21 protein-coding genes are annotated in these 18,849 nt (G+C 70.1%); 6 read left to right on the top strand and 15 right to left on the bottom strand.

Going from position 1 to position 18,849, the window contains the following annotated elements:
- The 3 genes from ACFLIM_RS39455 to ACFLIM_RS39445 form a co-directional block, all read right to left on the bottom strand.
- Positions 1-198, bottom strand: a 198-nt coding sequence (locus tag ACFLIM_RS39455; protein ID WP_393173915.1) for a recombinase family protein, incomplete at its 3' end; no start/stop codon positions are given.
- Between the two features lie 137 nt (positions 199-335).
- Complete coding sequence (locus tag ACFLIM_RS39450; protein ID WP_393173913.1) at positions 336-461, bottom strand: hypothetical protein; 126 nt, start codon at positions 459-461, stop codon at positions 336-338.
- Positions 462-535: 74 nt separating this feature from the next.
- Positions 536-3,622, bottom strand: coding sequence for a BTAD domain-containing putative transcriptional regulator (locus ACFLIM_RS39445; RefSeq protein ID WP_393173911.1), 3,087 nt, complete (start codon positions 3,620-3,622; stop codon positions 536-538).
- A gap of 72 nt (positions 3,623-3,694) precedes the next feature.
- On the opposite strand from ACFLIM_RS39445, the gene ACFLIM_RS39440 reads away from it, so the two are divergent.
- From ACFLIM_RS39440 to ACFLIM_RS39415, 6 genes are all read left to right on the top strand, one after another.
- On the top strand, positions 3,695-4,285 hold the full coding sequence (locus ACFLIM_RS39440; RefSeq protein ID WP_393173909.1) for an NADPH-dependent FMN reductase: 591 nt from the start codon (positions 3,695-3,697) through the stop codon (positions 4,283-4,285).
- On the top strand, positions 4,282-4,827 hold the full coding sequence (locus tag ACFLIM_RS39435; protein WP_393173907.1) for a dihydrofolate reductase family protein: 546 nt from the start codon (positions 4,282-4,284) through the stop codon (positions 4,825-4,827). Before ACFLIM_RS39440 ends, ACFLIM_RS39435 begins: the two co-directional genes overlap by 4 nt.
- A gap of 91 nt (positions 4,828-4,918) precedes the next feature.
- Positions 4,919-5,170 carry a hypothetical protein gene (locus tag ACFLIM_RS39430; protein ID WP_393173905.1) on the top strand — a complete coding sequence of 84 codons (252 nt, stop codon included), beginning with the start codon at positions 4,919-4,921 and terminating at the stop codon, positions 5,168-5,170.
- Between the two features lie 75 nt (positions 5,171-5,245).
- A complete protein-coding gene (locus ACFLIM_RS39425) occupies positions 5,246-6,091 on the top strand; it encodes a helix-turn-helix transcriptional regulator (RefSeq protein WP_393173903.1) in 846 nt (281 codons plus the stop codon).
- Between the two features lie 33 nt (positions 6,092-6,124).
- On the top strand, positions 6,125-7,078 hold the full coding sequence (locus tag ACFLIM_RS39420) for a radical SAM protein (protein ID WP_393173901.1): 954 nt from the start codon (positions 6,125-6,127) through the stop codon (positions 7,076-7,078).
- A gap of 66 nt (positions 7,079-7,144) precedes the next feature.
- Positions 7,145-7,873, top strand: a complete 729-nt coding sequence (locus ACFLIM_RS39415) for a phytanoyl-CoA dioxygenase (protein ID WP_393173899.1) — start codon at positions 7,145-7,147, stop codon at positions 7,871-7,873.
- 318 nt (positions 7,874-8,191) lie between these two features.
- Here ACFLIM_RS39415 and ACFLIM_RS39410 read toward each other — a convergent pair whose 3' ends face one another.
- From ACFLIM_RS39410 to ACFLIM_RS39355, 12 genes are all read right to left on the bottom strand, one after another.
- Positions 8,192-8,494, bottom strand: coding sequence for a hypothetical protein (locus tag ACFLIM_RS39410; protein WP_393173897.1), 303 nt, complete (start codon positions 8,492-8,494; stop codon positions 8,192-8,194).
- Between the two features lie 300 nt (positions 8,495-8,794).
- A complete protein-coding gene (locus ACFLIM_RS39405) occupies positions 8,795-9,985 on the bottom strand; it encodes a L,D-transpeptidase (protein WP_393173895.1) in 1,191 nt (396 codons plus the stop codon).
- Positions 9,986-10,115: 130 nt separating this feature from the next.
- Complete coding sequence (recD2, locus tag ACFLIM_RS39400; RefSeq protein ID WP_393173893.1) at positions 10,116-12,374, bottom strand: SF1B family DNA helicase RecD2; 2,259 nt, start codon at positions 12,372-12,374, stop codon at positions 10,116-10,118.
- A gap of 538 nt (positions 12,375-12,912) precedes the next feature.
- A complete protein-coding gene (locus ACFLIM_RS39395) occupies positions 12,913-13,416 on the bottom strand; it encodes a hypothetical protein (RefSeq protein ID WP_393173891.1) in 504 nt (167 codons plus the stop codon).
- A complete protein-coding gene (locus tag ACFLIM_RS39390; RefSeq protein WP_393173889.1) occupies positions 13,416-13,679 on the bottom strand; it encodes a hypothetical protein in 264 nt (87 codons plus the stop codon). Before ACFLIM_RS39390 ends, ACFLIM_RS39395 begins: the two co-directional genes overlap by 1 nt.
- A gap of 178 nt (positions 13,680-13,857) precedes the next feature.
- A complete protein-coding gene (locus ACFLIM_RS39385; protein ID WP_393173887.1) occupies positions 13,858-14,199 on the bottom strand; it encodes a hypothetical protein in 342 nt (113 codons plus the stop codon).
- Positions 14,199-16,205 (bottom strand): hypothetical protein, encoded by a 2,007-nt coding sequence (locus tag ACFLIM_RS39380; RefSeq protein WP_393173885.1) that lies wholly within the window; start codon positions 16,203-16,205, stop codon positions 14,199-14,201. The genes ACFLIM_RS39385 and ACFLIM_RS39380 overlap by 1 nt, the downstream gene beginning before the upstream one ends.
- Positions 16,202-17,107 carry a hypothetical protein gene (locus tag ACFLIM_RS39375; RefSeq protein WP_393173883.1) on the bottom strand — a complete coding sequence of 302 codons (906 nt, stop codon included), beginning with the start codon at positions 17,105-17,107 and terminating at the stop codon, positions 16,202-16,204. The genes ACFLIM_RS39380 and ACFLIM_RS39375 overlap by 4 nt, the downstream gene beginning before the upstream one ends.
- Entirely contained in the window at positions 17,104-17,532 is a 429-nt protein-coding gene (locus ACFLIM_RS39370) for a hypothetical protein (protein WP_393173881.1), read from the bottom strand. The genes ACFLIM_RS39375 and ACFLIM_RS39370 overlap by 4 nt, the downstream gene beginning before the upstream one ends.
- A 14-nt stretch (positions 17,533-17,546) precedes the next feature.
- On the bottom strand, positions 17,547-17,990 hold the full coding sequence (locus tag ACFLIM_RS39365) for a hypothetical protein (protein WP_393173879.1): 444 nt from the start codon (positions 17,988-17,990) through the stop codon (positions 17,547-17,549).
- Positions 17,983-18,246 carry a hypothetical protein gene (locus ACFLIM_RS39360; protein ID WP_393173877.1) on the bottom strand — a complete coding sequence of 88 codons (264 nt, stop codon included), beginning with the start codon at positions 18,244-18,246 and terminating at the stop codon, positions 17,983-17,985. The genes ACFLIM_RS39365 and ACFLIM_RS39360 overlap by 8 nt, the downstream gene beginning before the upstream one ends.
- 160 nt (positions 18,247-18,406) lie before the next feature.
- Positions 18,407-18,835: an SsgA family sporulation/cell division regulator gene (locus ACFLIM_RS39355; RefSeq protein WP_393173875.1), complete on the bottom strand. Its 429-nt coding sequence runs from the start codon at positions 18,833-18,835 to the stop codon at positions 18,407-18,409.
- Positions 18,836-18,849 lie beyond the last annotated feature (14 nt).

Raw genomic sequence — 18,849 nt, 5'->3', positions numbered from 1 at the left:
GTCGACCTCGTGGACGGTCAGCAGGTCGCCCTCGCGGATGTAGCCCAGCGCGTTCAGGAGGTCTGGCCGGTCGTCGGTGGCGAGCTTGCCGCTGGTCTTCTCCTCGAAGACCTTCAGGCAGATCGGGCCGAGGGCGTCGTGCTGCCGCTGCGTGTTCTGCTTGTCGGTGCTGACTCGGACCAGGCCGATGAGCGCCATCAAGAGCGCCTTTCGTTCATCAACATGACGTGTGAGATAGCTGAACACTACTGGAAGATGAACGGCCAGATGAACGATTCTGCGAGACGGGCGGCTCTCTCGGACGTGCTGTCGCCTGCGTTCGCCAGACGTTTTCGTTAGATGAACGCCCGGGAGCGCCGTTGGCGGGTCATGTTTTCGTCGGCGTCCTCGGCGGCGTCCGGGTCGCGGAGTTCGCGGATGGTGCCCGGGGCGGTGGCGCAATTGAGGACAAGTCCGAGCACTCCGAGTTGGTTCTCCAGTCCGCGTGCGTAGCCGCGTGTATAAGCAGGATCTTCCGTACAGGACCACGACGTGCTTATGTGATCGTCTCGTCCAGGGTCTGGTGGCGGCCGGCGGTGTATTCAGTGGTGAAGATCTCTTCGCCCAGGATCTGGCGACAGGTTGCGGCGATTCTGTCGGCGTCGGCACGTTCCGCTGGGGACTGCGGGAGGGCGGTGGCCTCGCGGGACGCAGCCGCCGCACCGAGGAGCCGGGCGGCGTGGGCGTGGGCGCCCGCGAGGGCCACGGCCCCGGCCAGGCCCTCCGCGGCGGCGACCGCGCCGTGCGGGGCGTCGAGCTTGCGTGCCGCGCTGTACGCCTCCAGGTGCAGGGCGCGGGCGGCCTCGGCGTCGCCGCGTTCCTCGGCGGTGAAGCCCAGTTCGACCAGGACCATCGAGAGGTACAGGGGCTCGGCGCCGCCTCCTGACTTCGCCCGCCGTACCAGGTTGCCGAGGTGTTCCTCGGCGAGATCGAGCTCGCCCTGCCTGCGGGCGGCGTAGCCGAGGCCGATCTCGGCGAGGATCTCGCCGCCGGCGTAGTCCTGTTCCGTGGCGAGGCGGAGGGCGCGCTCGCACAGCTTCCAGGCCTTCGCGTAGTCGCCCAGTTGCACGTGGGTCCAGCCGAGCCAGGCGAGTTGACCGCTGACCTCCGGCCACAGGCCCAGCTCCTCCGCCATGTGCACACCTTCCTCGTGCAGCCTGGCGGCGCGGTCGTTGTCGCCGGTCAGTTCTGCCAGGCCGCCCAGCCAGCCCGATGCCTGCAGTTGACCCCATCGGTCGCCGAGCTCGGCGAACAGCTCCGCGCTTCTGGTCGCTGCCCGCTCGAGTACGGTCAGGTCGCCGCGTACGTGCGCGAACTGGGCGCGAGTGCTCAGCGCCGCCGCCTCGCCCCACCGGTCGCCCGCGACGCGCAGGGCCTCCAGAGCCCTGTCGAGCAGGTCTTCAGCGGCTTCCATCTCACCCAGGTTCACCAGCGCGAAGGCCAGGAACCACGCGGCCCTGGCCCGCTCGCCCAGCTCTCCGGCGAACACCTCCGCTGCCTGCTCCCGGCGTGCCACCCACTCGGCACTCCCGCCCTTCAGAACGGAGATGCCCATAAGCCACGCCATCGCCACAGACCGCACCCCGCCACCCGCTGCGGTGAGGGCGGTTTCGAGTGAGCGACTGGCTTCGGTCAGGCGGCCGCGGAGGTACCAGTACCAGGTGAGGGCATTGGCGAGACGGAGGGTCAGCTCCGGGTGAGCGCCGTCCACGACGGCGCGGAGGTTGGCGGCCTCCGCGTCGAGCAGGCCAAGCCACTGGCGCTGGTTGGGGCCGTAGAGGTGGGGGGCGGCTCGTTCAGCGAGATCGGTGTAATAAGCATGGTGGCGGTGCCGTACCTCATTCAGGTCGCCCGCCTCTCGCATGCGTTCCACGCAGTAGGCGGCGACGGACTCCAGCAGGCGGAAGCGGTTTCCCGCCCTGGTCACCAGCGACCTGTCGACGAGACGGGCGAGCAGGTCGAGGACGTCATCGGCGGCCACGCCGTCGCCGGGGCACACGGCCTCGACCGCCTCCAGGATGCACCCGTCGGCGTGTACGGCCAGGCGGCGCAGCACGAGCCGCTCCTGCTCGGTCAGCAGCTCCCAGCTCCAGTCGATCATGGCGGTCAGCGTCTTCTGGCGGGGAGGCGCACCCCGATGCCCGGTCGCCAGCAGCCTGAAGCGGTCGTCCAGCCGGTCCACCAGGCCGTCCACGCCCAGCGCCCGCACCCTGGTGGCGGCCAGCTCCAGCGCCAGCGGGATCCCGTCCAGCCGCCTGCACAGCAACGAGACGGCGGGGGCGGTCGAGTCGTCGAGCCGGAAATCGCTCTGCGCGGCCGCCGCCCTGGCCGCGAACAACCGGACCGCGCTGTCCTGCTCCAGCGGCGGCACGTTCCACACCACCTCGCCAGGCAGCGCCAGCGGCTCCCTGCTCGTCGCCAGGATCCGGAGTTCCGGCGCGGCCCGCAGCAACGCCTCCGCCAGGTCCGCCACCTGTTCCACGACGTGCTCGCAGTTGTCCAGCACCAGCAGCACCCGCCGGTTGCGCAGCGCACGCGCCAGCCGGTCGCGTGCCGAGAGCGGCTCGCCGCCCGGGTCGCGGATCTCCATGACCGCCATCACGAGCTCGGCCACCTCGCCGGACCGGGGCATGGAGGCCAGCTCGACCAGCCAGACACCGTCGGCGTGGGCGGAGACCAGCCGGCCCGCCGTCTCCACGGCCAGCCGCGTCTTGCCCACCCCGCCGGACCCGCAGAGCGTCACCAGCCGATTCGTCCCGAGCTGTGCGGATACCGCGGCCAATGACTCGTCCCGTCCGATCAGCTCGGTGAGCGGAGCGGGCAGGTTGGTGGCGTGCCGTACCGCTGGAGCGAGGTCAGGGTCCTGGGCGAGGATGGCCCGCTGCAACTCGGCCAGCTCGGGGCTGGGGTCCAGGCCGAGCTCCTCGCCGAGCCGTTCGCGCAGGTCGGCGTAGCTGTCCAGCGCCTCGCTCTGCCGTCCGGCCCGATACAGGGCCTTCAGGTGTACGGCACGCAGCCGCTCACGCAGCGGATGCCGTGCCACCAGGTCGGCCAGCTCCCCGGCGAGCAGGGCGTGTTCTCCCAGCTGCAGCCGGGCCTCGGCGTGCGCTTCCACGGCGGTCAGGCGCTGCTCCTCCAGCCGGGCGATCGCCGCCCTGGCGAACTCCTCGTCGGCGAAATCGGCGAACGCCGGGCCCCGCCACAGGGCCAGCGCGTCGGCCAGCAGCGCGGCCCGCGTTCCCGGGTCTTTCGCCGCTTGGGCCTGCTTGGTGAGCTCGGTGAACCGGCGCGCGTCCACGGCGTCCGCCTCCACCTGCAGCAGGTAGCCCGCGGGCCGGTGCGCCACCAGATTCCGATCGCCCAGCGCCTTGCGCAGCTGCGAGACCCTGACGTGCAGCGTGGCCGATGGCTTGGCGGGGGCGTCGTCTCCCCACAGGTCGTCGACCAGCCGGTCGGCCGACACCGGGCGGCCCTCGTGCAGGAGCAGGTCGGCCAGGAGCGCGCGGACCTTCAGCCCACGGATCGTGACGGGCACGCCGTCCGCGTCCCACACCATCAGCGGGCCAAGCACCCCAAACCGCATGACCGTCACCCTATGCCGGAGCGGTAGGTGCGGTGGAAGGAAACGGTAAGGGCCGCCCAGCACAGTAGTCACATGGCAAGCAACGAACGGCTGCGGGTGGCGGTGATCATCGGTAGCACCAGAAGCGGCAGGTTCGGCCCGACGGTGGCCGAGTGGTTCGCCGCCCAGGCCCGCAGGCGAAGGGAGCTGGAGGTCGACGTCGTCGATCTGGCCGAGGCGCGGCTGCCCGAGGTCCTCACCGACGAGGACGAGGAGCTGCCTGCCGAGGTGCGGGCGCTGGCTCCGCGGCTGGCCGCGGCGGACGGCTTCGTGGTGGTGACCCCCGAGTACAACCACAGCTTCCCCGCACCGCTCAAGACCGCCATCGACTGGTACTACGCGGAGTGGCAGGCCAAACCGGTCGCCTTCGTGTCGTACGGCAGAGAGTCGGGCGGCCTGCACGCGGTCGCCCAGCTCCGTGAGATCTTCGCCGTGCTGCGGGCGGTGGCCGTCACCGAGGCGGTCAGCCTGCCCTGCTACTGGGATCTCTTCGACGCCGACGGCTCCTGGCCCAAACGGGGCGCGAGCTGCCATGCGGCGGCCGGAATCACGCTTGACCAGCTGTCATGGTGGGCCCGTACGCTGCGTGACGCCAGAAACGATTACCAATGGAGACAACAATGAGGAAAGTCATCGCTTCGACCTACACCACGCTCGACGGCTACATCGACGAGCCGCAGAACTGGTCGTTCGACTACCGGACGGACGATGCCACCCAGTACGCCCTGGACCTGATGCGCAGGTCGGACGCCCTGCTGGCGGGGCGGGTCACCTACGAGGGGTTCGCGTCGGTCTGGCCGACCAGGCCCAGCGACGAGTTCTCCGACCGGATCAACGGCATGCACCATTACGTGGTCAGCGACACCCTGGAGAAGGCCGACGTCTGGGGCACCTCCACCATCATCAGGGGCGAGAACCTCGTCGAGGAGGTCACCAAGCTCAAGCAGCAGCCGGGCGGCGACATCATCATCTACGGCAACGGGCAGCTGACCGACGCGATGTCGCAGGCCGGGCTGCTCGACGAGTACCACCTGTGGGTGCACCCCCTCATCCTCGGTGAGGGGGAGCCGCTGTTCAGGCGTGAGTCGAAGGCGAAGCTGAAGCTGCTGGAGAACAAGACGTTCAGCTCCGGCCTGGTCATCCTGGTCTACCAGCCCGAGCAGTAGACCAGGATGACCGTTGCGAACCCGCCTCGGTTAGCGGAATCCGCCGAAGGCCACCGCTGTCGTGGAGGGTAATCGAGGCCCGCCCGCTGGGGTGACGGTCAGATGCCGGACCAAGAAACGCTGGGCGGCCCCCTGCGTCCCGGCCGGCCTCGAGCGCCGCCGCGAGACTCCGGACGAGACCAAGGCCGTGGCCAAGACCACCCTGCACCGGCTGCTGTCGCGCCGCGACATCCCGCTGCGGGAGAAGACTCTGTGGCGGATGCTCTACGAAACGGCGGCCAGGGCCGCAGAGATCCTCGCGCTCAACACCGAGGTTCTGGCACCTCACCGCCGTACCCACTAATCAACCGAGTGGCGGCTCGCCGCAGCTATAGGAGTTCCGGGCCAGGTACGCGGCCGGCGGTGCACACTGGTGGGCATGGCGACGGCGGAATTCGGGCGGGCGGTGCGCCGCTGGCGCGACCGGGTCTCACCCGAGGCCGCCGGACTGCCCGCCGGCGGGCACCGGCGCGCGGCCGGGCTGCGCCGTGAGGAGCTGGCCCTGCTGGCCGGGATCTCCGTCGACTACGTCACCCGCCTCGAACAGGGCCGCGCGTCCAACCCCTCAGCGCAGGTCGTCGAGGCCCTGGCCAGGGCGCTGCGGCTGTCGCCGGCCGAGCGGGCGCACCTGTTCAGGCTGGCCGGGCTGGCGCCGCCGGGCCCGGAGACGGTGCCCGCGTACATCACCCCGAGTGTCCAGCGGCTGCTGGACCGGCTGACCGGGACACCTGTCGCGGTCTATGACGCGTCCTGGACGCTGCTCACGGCCAACCCGCCGTACGCGGCCTTGATGGGCGATCCGTCCGGATGGCGGGGCAACCAGCGCAACGGCGTGTGGCGGAATTTTCTGGGCGAGGGCAGCCGGGTCCGGCAGACGCCGCAGTCCCGGCGCGCGTTCGAGGCCGCGCTGGTGGCCGACCTGCGTGTGGCCGCCGGCCGTTATCCGGCCGATCAGCGGCTGCGGCGGCTGGTCGCGGAACTGCGCGCCGGCAGTGACCGGTTCGCCGAGCTGTGGGATTCCGGCGCCGTCGGCCGCCACGAGGCCGCGCGCAAGACCATCGATCATCCGCTCGTGGGCCCGCTGACGCTGGACTGCGACGTGCTCACCGTGGCGGGCAGCGACCTGCGCATCATGATCTACACGGCCGAGCCCGGCACCGGGGACGCCGAACGCCTCGCCCTGCTGACCGTGCTCGGCACCCAGGCACTCAGTGGAACGGCTTGAAAACGCTGTCGAATGCGTGTTCCATTGGGTGTTGTGGGTTGGGACGCGCTTTCGCTTGTTGACGCCGCCGACGAGCGTCCGCTGATCGAGCGGCGTGCGGTGGCGCGTGATGGCTTCTTTGAGCTGCAGGCCCGCACGATGATCGAGCGGGTGCCGCAGGCCGCGGGCATCGCCCAGCGGTGGGCCGTCTCCCCCTACCGTGGCTGCGCCCATGCCTGCCGCGGCTGCGGCGCCCGCGCCGGGCATCGGCGGCTCGGGCTGGACGCCGGGCGTGATTTCGACACCGCGATCGTGGTCAAGCCGAACGCGGTGACCAGGTTGCGGGCGGAGCTGGCCCGCTGGGACGGCCAGGAGCTGGCTGTGGGGGTCAGCGGCGACTGCTATCAGGCGGCCGAGGAGACCTACCGGCTGATGCCGGGGATCGTCGCGGCGCTGGGTGAGGCGGCGGTGCCGTTCACCGTCTACACCAAGAGCGCGCTGGTGTTGCGTGACGCCGGTCTGCTGGTGCGGGCGGGGGCGCGGGTGGCGGTGTCGATCGCGTTCGTCGACGAGCGGATCCGGCGGGCGGTGGAGCCGGGCGCGCCCGGTGCGCAGGCGCGGCTGGAGCTGGTGTCGGCGCTGGTGGAGGCCGGGGTGGAGTGCCGGGTGCTGATGGCGCCGGTGCTGCCGCTGCTCAGTGACGCCGCCGACCAGCTGTCGGCGACCGTGCGCCGCATCGCGGCGGCGGGGGCGCGGGCGGTGGAGCCGGTGGTGCTGCGGCTGCCGCCGGGCACCCGCCAGTGGTATGAGCAGTGGCTGGCGCAGGCGCATCCGCATCTGGTGGAGCGCTATGAGGAGCTGTACGACCGGGCGGGGCTGCCCTCCCCCGGCTACGAGCAGCGCATCACCGGGCAGATCGCGCAGCTGTGCCAGGTGTACGGGATGGGGTGCGGGGCGCCGGTCGCCGAGCCCCGGGAGCCGCGAGCCGCGCAGCTCGCCCTGGTCTGACGGCCCCGAAAGCGCCCAGAAAGCGGCCACGGAAAACGGGTGGACGGCGCTGCTAGCGTGCCGTTCATGAACGTGATCGATGTCGATGCCTTCGTGGCCGACGGGTTCGCCAAGGTGGAGGCGGTGGTGCCGCGCGAGGTCGGGGACGCGGCCAGGGCGTTGTTGTGGCAGCGGATCGGCCTGTCCCCCGACGACCCCTCGGGGTGGAGGCAGCCGGTGGTGTGGACCGCCGATCTGACGGGTGAGGGGCCGTTCGGGCAGATCATGGGCAGTGCGCGGCTGCGCGCGGCGCTGGATGCGGTGGCCGGCGCCGGAGGGTGGGTGCCGCGCGGCAGCCTGGGCAACATCCCGGTGCGTTTCCCGCGGGTGCCTCCGGCCGACGATCGCGGCTGGCACATCGACGCCAGCACCGCCCGTCCGGACGGCACGTTCGGGGCGAGCGGGCGGCCGCAGGCGTTGCTGCTACTGGTGCTGCTGTCCGACGTGGGGCCGGACGACGCGCCGACGCGGGTGCGGGCCGGGTCGCAGCGTGATGTGGCGCCGCTGCTGGACGAGCGCGTGCTCGATGTGATGCGGCTGGGGCCGCTGTTCGACGGGGCGGGGCGGGATCGGCCGGTGGCGCTGGCCACGGGGGTGCCCGGTGACGCGTATGTGGTGCATCCGTTCACCGTGCACGCCGCACAGGAGCATCGGGGTGGCGAGCCACGGTTCATGGCGCAGATGCCGGTGTTCCTCACCCGGCCGCTGGCGCCCGGTGACGGCACGCCGCTGGGACGGGCCGCCGGGTTCTCCTGAACTGCGTCGCGTACGACCAGGTGCCCACGTACCGGCTGGTCAACGAACAGACCCGCACGTGCAGCGAGCCCCGGGACGGCGGCACCGGCAGCGGGAGAATCCTGGTCCAGTGGGACTGCCGGGCCGGTACTCGGCGGCAGGACTGGATTCCCATCTGATGGGATGGGCGCCTGCATTCGCGGGCGCGGTGCAAGGTGACGGCTCGCCACGACCCGCTGCTGCGGCGGCGCGGCGAGCCGTCCGCCCTTTGCCCGGCGTCCGGCCCGGTTCGGGCGGCTGCGGCTTGCCGCAGAGCCGGGACTGGATTGGGCGGGGCTCTCAGGCCCGCATGGCCGCCATGGCCTTGCACGCGTCGGCGCAGGCCCTGCACTTGTCGGCACAGCCCTTCATCGTCGCGTCACCGCTCATGGCCATGCACGCCTCGGCGCACTTGGCGGCCACCTGAGCACACATCCGGGCCATCTCCATCGCCATCGGCGACCGGCGCATCGTCATGTCCGCACACAGGCGGGTGATGTCCGAACAGTCCATGAGCGCGCCCATCATCGCCATGTCGACATGCCGGCCACCCTGCTGCAGGCAGTAGCTCATGGTCTGCTCGCAGGAGCTGTGACTCTCCATGCACGCGTCGATGCACCGCTGCATCTCAGGACTCAGCTGTCCCTCGGTTCGCATTGTTCCTCCCGTATCGACGACCGCTCCCGTGCCGGGCCGCGGTCTGGTCGTCGGATACCCCAATACGGACAGAAAGGACTCAAAGGTCAGAAGCTTTGGCGCACGATGACGCGTTCGTGAAGCAACCGGACGGGCGGCTGCTTCCAGCGAGACGGAGCGGGCGACCAAGGAGCCCTAGGACCAGCGGAGTCGCAAGGGCGGACCGATGACGGCACCGCCGTTGCGGCACCGGGGCGGGTGCGCGTGTCAGGCTTTGCCGTTCAGGGCGCTGCCCTTCTTCCACTGGGAGAACGACATCTGCCAGTAGCCCCAGCCGTTGTTCCACTCCAGTTCGCGGTTGGTGCCCTTGATGTCGACGACGTCGCCGCGCTGGAAGTTGTTGTAGAACCATTTGGCCTGGTCGGGGCGGGAGTTGATGCAGCCGTGGCTGACGTTGCGCACGCCCTGGGCCCAGACGTTGTCCTTGGCGTGGACGTACTCGCCGGAGTTGGAGATCCGCACCGCGTGGCCGATCATGACGTCGTAGTAGCCGGGGTCGCCCTTCTTGCGGCCGGGGGAGATCATGCGGACGGGGTTGCCGCGTTCCATGGTGAGGTGGACGCCGGAGGTGGTGGTGTATTCGCGGGTGGTGGCCATGCCGGCGCTGATGCGCATGGTCTGCACGCGCTTGCCGTCCTTGTAGACGTACATCATGTGCTTGGCGGCGTCGATCTTGCTGATCTGCTTGGCGCCGATCTTCAGGGTGGCCGAGTAGTCCTCGGTCCCGTACAGGCCCTTGCCGCCCTTGATGCCGGTGATGCGGGCGCTGAACTTCACCTTCTGGTGGGCGGGCCAGTATTTGGCGGTGCGGTAGATGGCGACGGTGTCGTTGATCCACCGCCAGGCGCCGTCGACGGGCTTTTCCGCCTCGACCTCCAGGGCGCTTTCGATGGTGGCCTTGTTGGTGACCGGCTGGTTGAAGGTGACGATGATGGGCGCGCCGACGCCGACGGTCTCGCCCTTGGCGTTGGGGGTCACGTCGGCGATCTGCAGGGCGCGTTCGGGCTTGACGGTGGTGAAGGTGCTGGTCTGGGTGGTGGCGCCGGCCGTGGCGGAGACGTCGTAGCTGGTGGAGGGCTTGAGCGGGGTCTTGGACACCCACCTGGTCTTGTCGGTGTTGTAGGCGCCGTCGAGCTGCTCGCCGTCGGCCTGCACGTTCACGTCCTGCAGGGCGCCGCCGGCGGCGGTGACCACGACCTTCTTCTCAGGGCTGACCTTCGCGCTGCCCTCGGCCGGGCTGATCTTGATGGTGGGGGCCTGGGGGGTGGCCGTGGCGGTGGCTTCGGGCGCGCCCGGGCCGGCGGCCGGGGTGCCGCTTGAGCACGAGGCCGTCAGGGTTGCCGCCGCGAGGAGCGCGGCTGCGGTGGCGGGCTTCCGCCAAGCGGGCGCAACGTTCAAGGCTGTCCTTTCCCCCTTGGGTACCACAGGCACCCCAAAAACCTTAATGCTCCTGCATGTAAGACGAGGAATCATTTGGGAGAGTTCGGTCACATTTCCATCACTTGTACCTGGGAGCCAGAGCCGCAGGTCAGTGCGCCGAGAGGCGGTGGGTGAGGCTGGTGTGGCGGCGGCCCGCGCCGCGGGTGCGCACCGCCTGGGCCAGCGCCCGCCGTGAGCCGACGATCACCACGAGCGTGCGGGCGCGGGTGATGGCGGTGTAGAGCAGGTTGCGCTGCAGCATCATCCAGGCGCTGGTGGCCAGCGGGATGACGACCGCGGGGTATTCGCTGCCCTGGGAGCGGTGGATGGACACCGCGTAGGCGTGGGCCAGCTCGTCGAGCTCGTCGAAGGCGTACTCGACCGTCTCGTCCTCGTCCGTCAGGATGGTGAGTTTGTGCTCGTCGGGCCGGATGTCGGTGACGATCCCGACGGTGCCGTTGAACACCCCCGCGGCGCCCTTGTCGTAGTTGTTGCGCAGCTGGGTGACCTTGTCGCCGACGCGGAAGACGCGCCCGCCGTAGCGGCGTTCCGGCATGCCCTCGCGGGCCGGGGTGAGGGCCTCCTGCAGGGCGGTGTTGAGCGCGCCCGCGCCGGCCGCGCCGCGGTGCATGGGGGCCAGCACCTGTACGTCGCGGCGCGGGTCGAGGCGGAACCTGGCGGGGATGCGGCGGGCCACGACGTCGACGGTCAGGGTGGCGATCTCCTCCGGCTCCTCGCACGGGAACAGGAAGAAGTCCTTCATCCCGTCCAGCACCGGGTGGTGGCCGGTGTTGACGCGGTGGGCGTTGACCACGACGCCGGACTCCTGTGCCTGGCGGAAGATCTGCGTCAGCCGTACCCGGGGGACGTCGTCGGCCGCCAGCAGGTCCTTGAGCACCTCGCCCGCGCCGACCGACGGAAGCTGGTCCACGTCCCCCACGAACAGCAGGTGCGCGCCGGGGGCGACGGCCTTGACGAGCTTGTTGGCCAGCAGCAGGTCCAGCATCGAGGCCTCGTCGACGACCACGAGGTCGGCGTCCAGGGGGTTGTCGCGGTCGAAGGTGGCCTCGCCGCCGGGCCGCAGCTGCAGCAGCCGGTGCACGGTGGTGGCCTCGTGGCCGGTCAGCTCGGCCAGCCGTTTGGCGGCCCGGCCGGTCGGGGCGGCCAGGATGACGCGGGCCCGCTTGGCGCGCGCCAGCAACACGATGGAGCGCACGGTGAAACTCTTGCCGCAGCCGGGCCCGCCGGTCAGCACCGCCACCTTCTCCGTCAGCGCCAGGCGCACGGCCTGGCGCTGCTCGGCCGCCAGCTCGGCGCCGGTCTGGCCGTGCAGCCACGCCTCCGCCCTGGCCCAGTCGACGTCGGCGAAGGTCTTGAGGCGGTCGTGGCCGGAGCGCAGCAGCGAGAGCAGGCCGGAGGCCAGCGACAGCTCGGCGCGGTGGAAGGGCGGCAGGTAGACGGCCGGTACGACGTTCTCGCCCGCCGGGATGGGCTCGCGCACGACCCCCTGCTCGGTCACGAGTTCTTCCAGGCAGGTGCCGATGAGCTCGGCGGGCACCTCGAGGATCTTGACGGCGTCGCCGACCAGGTTGGGGGCCGGCAGGTAGCAGTGGCCGTCGTCGGCCGCCTGCGACAGGGTGTAGCGCAGCCCGGCCTTGACGCGTTCGGGGCTGTCGTGCGGGATGCCGACCGCCTGGGCGATGGTGTCGGCCGTCTTGAATCCGATCCCCCACACGTCGTCGGCCAGCTGGTACGGCCGGCTCCTGACGACGGAGATCGACGACTCGCCGTACTGCTTGAAGATGCGCACCGCGATCGAGGTGGACACGCCGACACCCTGCAGGAAGATCATCACCTCTTTGATGATCTTCTGTTCGTCCCAGGCGGCGGCGATCATCTTCGTCCGCTTCGGGCCCAGCCCCGGCACCTCGGCCAGGCGCTGCGGCTCCTGCTCGATGACCTCCAGGGTGGCGGTGCCGAAGTGGTCGACGATCCGCTCGGCCATCTTCGGGCCGATGCCCTTGATCAGGCCGGAGCCGAGGTAGCGGCGGATGCCCTGCACGGTGGCCGGCAGCACCGTGGTGTAGGACCACACCTCGAACTGGCGGCCGTAGCGGGGATGGGAGGCCCAGCGGCCGCGCAGCCGCAACGACTCGCCGACCTGGGCGCCCAGCAGGGGGCCGACGACCGTCAGCAGCTCGGGGCCGGAACGTTCGGTGGCCACCCGGGCGATCGTGTAGCCCGTCTCCTCGTTGGCGTAGGTGACGCGTTCAAGTGTTGCGCTCAAATAAGTAGCAACATTTTCTGCATCCGCGTCCGGGCTCACCTCGGGCCTCCCCACACCGATGAGACTAGGGCAGATCTTCATCACCGCGACACCGGCCGCGAAGCTGAGCCAGCGATCTATCATCAACACGTGACCACTCCTCCTCTTTCCGAATCCATTCCGGCCCGCACCTCGCGAGCAAAAGCGCTGGCATCAGCCGGTTGCCTCTTGGCCCACGCTCGTGCTGAACGCGACGCCCTCTCCCCTGCCGAAGCGGCCAGGCGCGCACACCGGCCGGGACGCACCTCCCTGGAGGACCTGGAGGCTTCGATTCGCGCCCAGCGCGAGCGAGCACGGACCACCACGGCTACCTCTGCGGCTTAAAGCCAGCTATTCCGCTTGCATTAGTTGCCCTGCGCCACCCCTACAGGAACCGCCTCGCAGGGGTGGCGCCACAGTGAAGCGCCTCAGCACTTCTGGCAGTAGCAGCGCAACGGAGCGCAGTACCCGCCACCAGGCTCCGGCAGCCCAGCCAACGCGGACGGAGTGTGATCGGCGCAGCGCCACCCCTGCAGGTAGAACCTCGCAGGAGTGGCGCCACAGTGACGCGTCTCAGCGCCTGTCCAGAGTGAGCAGGGCTTCACATCACCTCTTCGCCGCTTGCAACGATCAGCGACGCCGCCATCGGCGCCAGCGCACCCCCGAACAGGTCGAGCTGGTCGACCGCGGCGGCCTGGCCCTCGTCGCCCGGCAGGATCGCGGTCGCGTCGACAGTGCAGCAGCGCCGGGGCTTATCCAGCGGACAACAGCGCTTGGCATGGTTCACGCAGCACGACCCCAGGTGATACTGGCACCCGTCCGCCAGCCGACCACCTGCCCGACGCGCGACGTACCATCCGTAGTCGTGCCGCGCGGCCAGCTCGCGGGCTTCCGCGCTGCTGTCGGCCTCCAGCACGATGCGCCGCAGACACCCGCCCAGCTCACACGTGATCGCGATGACGGCGCGTTTCCCGGACGCTGCCGGGAAACGTGCGGCGTGGAGCGTCAACGCGGCGGCCACGGTCTCCACCGCGTACCAAGCGTCGTCGGCGCACGTGGCCAACGTCGGATGCTCTGTGCACGTCACCAGGACGCGGGCGGTCATCAGCTAACCCCCGTGATGTCGCGCCACCCCTTGACCTCACGCGCGCCGAGGCCCGGCATGCGCGACTCGACAACCTGCAGGGCCAGGTGAGCGGCCTGGAACTCCGCAGCCGCGATGCCCGCGCAAGCCGAAGCCTGCGCGGAGTACGCCGCTCTGGATTCCCAGCTGCTGGCCTGGTCCGCGTACTTCGCGAGCGTCTTCGCTTCTGCGAGCGCTTCCAGAGCAGCCTGGGCGTGCTCCGGGCCGGTCATTTTCCTGGGCATTTTGCCTCCTTGGGGTGTGAGATTACGCCAGCAGAAGAGCTTGCAGAATGGGACTCGTTGTGGCAGTCGTGGCCGCACCGGTTGTACCTGCAGCCGCCGCAGCGTCCACGGCTGCACGGGTCGGACAGGCTGGTCTGCCATGCGCGCGGGACGAACGTCAGGTTCTCAGTGTTCGGCATCATCGGCCCCTCCTCGGGCCTGGCTGAACGGCGTGAACGGGAAGCAGCACCAGGGCGGCGATGGTCGACACGACCAGGGCCACGCCGCCGACCTCACCCCACACGGCCACGGCGAGAACCGCCGCGCTGAACAGCGCCAGCGACCCGCCGACCGGACGGCCGAACAGGATGACCACCGCGACCGCCACAGCGACGACCACCGGCACCAGCACCTCGGTACCCGGCGTCGGCCGACACAGCAACGCTGTCGCCAGCACAACCGCCAGCCACGACAACGTCACGGCCGTCACCCGCAATGCGCTGTCGAACCACCCGGTGGACGGAGCGGGAACAACACTCATCACTGGACCTCCTTCACAAGCTGATACGAGTCGCCAGACTTCCGCACCCGGCCCGTCTTCTCCAACGCCCGCAACGCGGCCGGAACCTCACCGAGCGGCACGTCACCAAGCCGCCCCCGCGCCGCGACGCAGACCGCGCCGATCTCCTTCGGGCCGCTGATCAGCGCATGCTCGACCACGGCCTCCACGTCCCCCGACGACCACTGCGGCGTCGCGACCGTCGCCGGCGTCGCGGCGGCCGGGTCGCGCGGGTCTATGCCGCGCCGCACCAGGTCGCGGTACTCCTCGTAGAAGCTGAGGGTCATCTCGTCGAGTTGCGCGGCCGCGGGGGTGGACGAGATCCCGAACAGGTCACGCGAGATCGACGCCCGCCACTTGCCGCCGGGCCGGTTGTCGATGCCCTTGGTGTAGCCGAGGCCGCGGGTCTTCTGCGTCGTGCCCTCCCAGAACTCGGGCAGCTTCGACGGGTCGGAGGTGAGGCCGACCATGTTGTAGTCGACGCTGGAGCCCGTTCTGAAGGCCGCGACGGAGCCGCCGCCGGAGAGATTCGAGCGGAGGGAGTTGGAGATCGGCTTGCCGCCGAAGTTCTCCAGGCCCAGATTCTGCAGGAACACGTCGATAGCGCCGCCGGGCTTGCGCCACGTCTTCGCGGCCGAGGCCAGCAGCTCGGTCGCGTCCGCGCCGTACACGTCGTCCTTGAGCAGCATGGACAGCTCTTCGACCACGACATACATGAGCTTGAGGCCCTGCATGTCCGGGTCGCCCGGCACGAAGAACGGCTTGCCCCGCCGCTCGCGCCCCTGGTCGTCGACCCAGGGGACGTGCGCGACGAAGTGGGCGCGGCGGCCCATGACGTAGTCGAGCGCCAGCAGCTCCTCCCAGCACGCCTGCACGCCCTCACGGCTGATCGCGGTGCGGCCGTTGAACTCCGGCTGCGAGCTTCCGTCCTGGTTGTCCAGCAGCACCGTCACAGCGAGGGGACACTGATGCACCAGCGCGATCTTCGTGCCGCCGAACGCGGACTTGCCCGTGCCGGTCGAGCCAGCGTTGATGCCCATCTGCGCGCCCGCGTCCGTCGTCCAGAAACTCCAGTGGGTGGGCTTGAGGTCGAAGAACCACCCGACCTGCGCCGTGCCGGTCCTCAGGTCGATCGCCGCGGCGTAGTCCTCGATGTGACGGACCTGCCGCAGGTTGTCCCCGCGCTCAACCACCGTGACCCGGGCGCCGGAGTAGTCGCCGCCCGGCGCCGGCCCGAGCTCGATCTGGTCCAGGGGGACGCGGCGGCCGGACGCGATGGTGCCCTTGGCCTTGTCCATCTTGTCGAACTCGGTCTTGCCGGGCACGCCGACGACGACGGCAGTGAACCCGCCCGGGACGGGCCCCGGAACGGCGAGACGGGTACCGGCGAACGCCACATGGTTCGGGACGACGGTCTCGTCCCACCACCCTTGGACACCCGACACGGTGCTCTTCGGCAGGGCCTTCGGCCGGGCGGCCGGGCGGCCCACCGACCGGTACAGGCCGTACCAGTAGGGCACCGACACGATCACGCCGACGACCCACAGCACCAGCGCAATCAGCCCGTACGGGCCGACGAACGTGGCGACCAGCAGCCACAGACACGCCGCCGCCGTCCGCTTCATGGCGGGCTTCTGGCCGCGCCGCCTCGCCTTGACCAGGGTCGTCGCTGCGGCGAGGACGACGGCCGGCCCGGTGACCGTCAGGCCGAGGCCGGTCGCGTCGGCCAGGACGGCGGTCGTCTGGATGGTGGCCAGCCACACCACCGGCCGAGCGAACGCCATGCGCCCGCGCTGCCGGTGCTTGATGCGTCGGATGGCCCGGCGCACCTTCCGCGGTGCAGGCTGCTCCGTCTCGGGTTCGATCTTCTTGGCGGCGATGGCGGCCATGAGGGGGTGCTCCCTTCCGAGCGTCGGGTTGGTCGCTCTGCTCTGGGCACCCGCCACGACCGTGCAGCCGTGGCGGGCACCCGCAACCTCAGCGGTCACGCGGTGGCGACAGCCGCCGCGTCCTTCGCGATCTGCGCCGCGATGCTGGCGGCCTGGTTCAACAGGTCCTGCAGGACGGCGGCGTTGCCGATCAGGTTCGAGTGCTGGGCGATGGTGTCGCCCATGGAGGCGACGAGGTTGTTGCTGGTGACGCTGAGGGCATTCAGCTGCTGTGCGATCTGCTCGTGAGCCTGCGAGTAGCTGGTCAGGCCGGTTGCTTCCTGGGCTGCCATGTCGGTTCCTTCCGGTTGCGGCGCCTGCTCGGCGCCGGGGTTGTCGGTTGCTGCTTGCGTTTGTGCTTGCGTGTTGGCTTCGGCGGGGGCGGCCCGGGAGAAGCGCAGCTCCTGGCCGCAATCGCACTTGGTCACGGCGCTGTTCTGGCCCGCCTGGATCATGACGGAGTGCTTGGCGCCGCACTTCTCGCACTCAGTGGTCGCGATGATGATCGTGTTCGTGAGCAGCTTGGTCCCGTCCGCCACGGGCGGCGCTACATAGGTCTGATCGTCGGTGTGCACGACCTCGTCGATGACCTCAGCTTCGACCTCGAGCGTCTTGTACGCGTCGCGGCCGCCCTTGGCGGCTTCGACGATGATGCGCTGGGTCGCGCCGATGGTCTTGGCCGCGCCGTACACCGCCCCGCCCGCCGTCACCACCGTCACGCCCAGCAACTCCAGCACGGCCGACATGGCGCGGGCGCGCTTGGTGCCGCGCTGCTGCAGCGCCTTCTGCGCCCGGTCGTACGCCTGCCGGGTCGCTTTGTAGCCGTTGCGGAACTCGGTCGCGGCCTGCTTGCGGCCTGCCTTCCACGCGCCGGCGGCGACAGCGCGGGCGTCCGGCCGACGCCACAGGATGACGCCAGCGATGAGCGCGGCGACCACCAGGGCGAGGATGACCATCATCATTTCGACCCCTCCACCTGCGTCTTGAGGGTGTTGGCGTTGGAGGTGAACTGCGAGCTGACGTAGTCCCACGTCGGACCGGACGTCATCACGACAACCGTGATCAGCGCGGGCAGGGCGAACAGGCCATACTGCGACGGCCTACCGATGTCCCAGTCGGAGACGCCGATCAGGACGCCGATGAAGACGACCACCAGGCCGAGGAACCCGGGGACGCCGATCCACACCGTCAGGCCCCAGTCAGCGCCAAGGCGGACCAGCCACGCGACGACGCCGATGAGGCCTACCCCGCCGAGGACCATGAAGATGGCGACGATGAAGTGGATCTTCCTGAACAGCTTGCTGTGGTGCATGACCACGATGGCCGGGCCTGCGAACATGAGGCACACCACGAGGCCGCCGAAGACTACGGCAACGGAGATTTCCATGAGGGGTTTGCCTTTCAGACGAGGATGAACGTGACGAGATACACGACCGCGCCGACGACCACCACGGCGGCCAGCAGCGTCGGGTACCGGATGATCAGGAGGAGGGTCTGCACGGTGACGTTCGCCAGGACGACCGGCACCCCGTACAGGCCGTAGAGCACCCGCAGGGCGATGGCCTCGCGGACGAACTCCGGCGGGGAGATCCAGTACTGCCGGGCCAGCGTCGCGATCGACGCGGGCCGCTGCCCGAACAGGCCGTCACCCACCACCATGTCGTCGAGCAGCTTCTCCAGGCGGGGCAGCAGCTCGGCGGCGGTGGAGACCAGTGACCGGCCGGGCTCGGCGTCGTCGTCCGGCTCGGCGGGGGTGGCGTCGTCGGCTGGCGCGGGGAACGGGCCGATGACCACGTTGTCCTTCGGCTCGTCGCTGTCGTCGGCAGGCAGGCTCAGCTCATACACGGGCGCTTCCCCCCTTTCGGGCCTTGAGGTGGTCGGCGTGCTTGGTGTTCAGGTCGTCGGCGATGGCCTTCATCTGCTTGGCCAGGTGCAGGCTGTCCGCGTGGGCCTTGGCCGGGTCACGCTTGGCGAACTGGGTCAGCTCAGCCGCGACCCAGCACGCGGCGAACCAGAAGCGGCGCACGCCGTTCCGCTCGCCGTCGATTCGGCCGGTGTGGAAGGCTCTGCGCTCTTCCGGGCCGGTGCGATTCCTGGCCAACTTGCTTCTCCTCCTGCTTACGGGCTGTGATCTTTGGTAGGCTGCGCCTCGCGCGCGTGCATGCGCAGGCGTGCGCGCTGCGCAGCGCGGGTGCGCGTTGGGCCGTCCGCGACGCTGCCGGTCAGAGCCGGGCGGGCGTCGGATCGACCCTGCAGCCGAGTCACGGAACGTCACCTTCCTGGGCTTCCTCGAACAGCTCCGCGATCTCGGCGTCCCAGTTGATCCGGGACTCTTCGGCGCCGGACGGCACGAGCTTCAACGTCTCGGCCAGGTACGCGCGGACGTTGGCGGTCGGCACGCGGAACGTCAGCGGCTCCTCGGGGTTCCACCGCAGCGTCCACAGCGTCCACATCGGCTCGCCGGACGGCTGGACCTTCAGGTCGTCGCAGGCGGCCAGTTCGTTCAGGCCCTTCGTGAGGACGTCGCGGGGCACGTCCAGCGCGACGACGCCGCCGCTGACGTACACGCTCACGAACCACGGGTCGGCCGGGCTGTAGTGGAGCCACGCGGTGAGGAAGCGGGAGTCGTTGTCGGCCTGCCACATCGGCAGGCACGTGCTGAGCTTGATGAGGTTCGCCTCGGGGTCCATGTCGTGTCCTTCGC

This window comes from Nonomuraea marmarensis (assembly GCF_043197025.1).
In the GTDB taxonomy this organism is placed as follows: Bacteria; Actinomycetota; Actinomycetes; order Streptosporangiales; family Streptosporangiaceae; genus Nonomuraea; species Nonomuraea marmarensis.
Note: the sequence above shows the minus strand (reverse complement) of the source record. Positions and strands in the feature narration are given on the sequence as shown.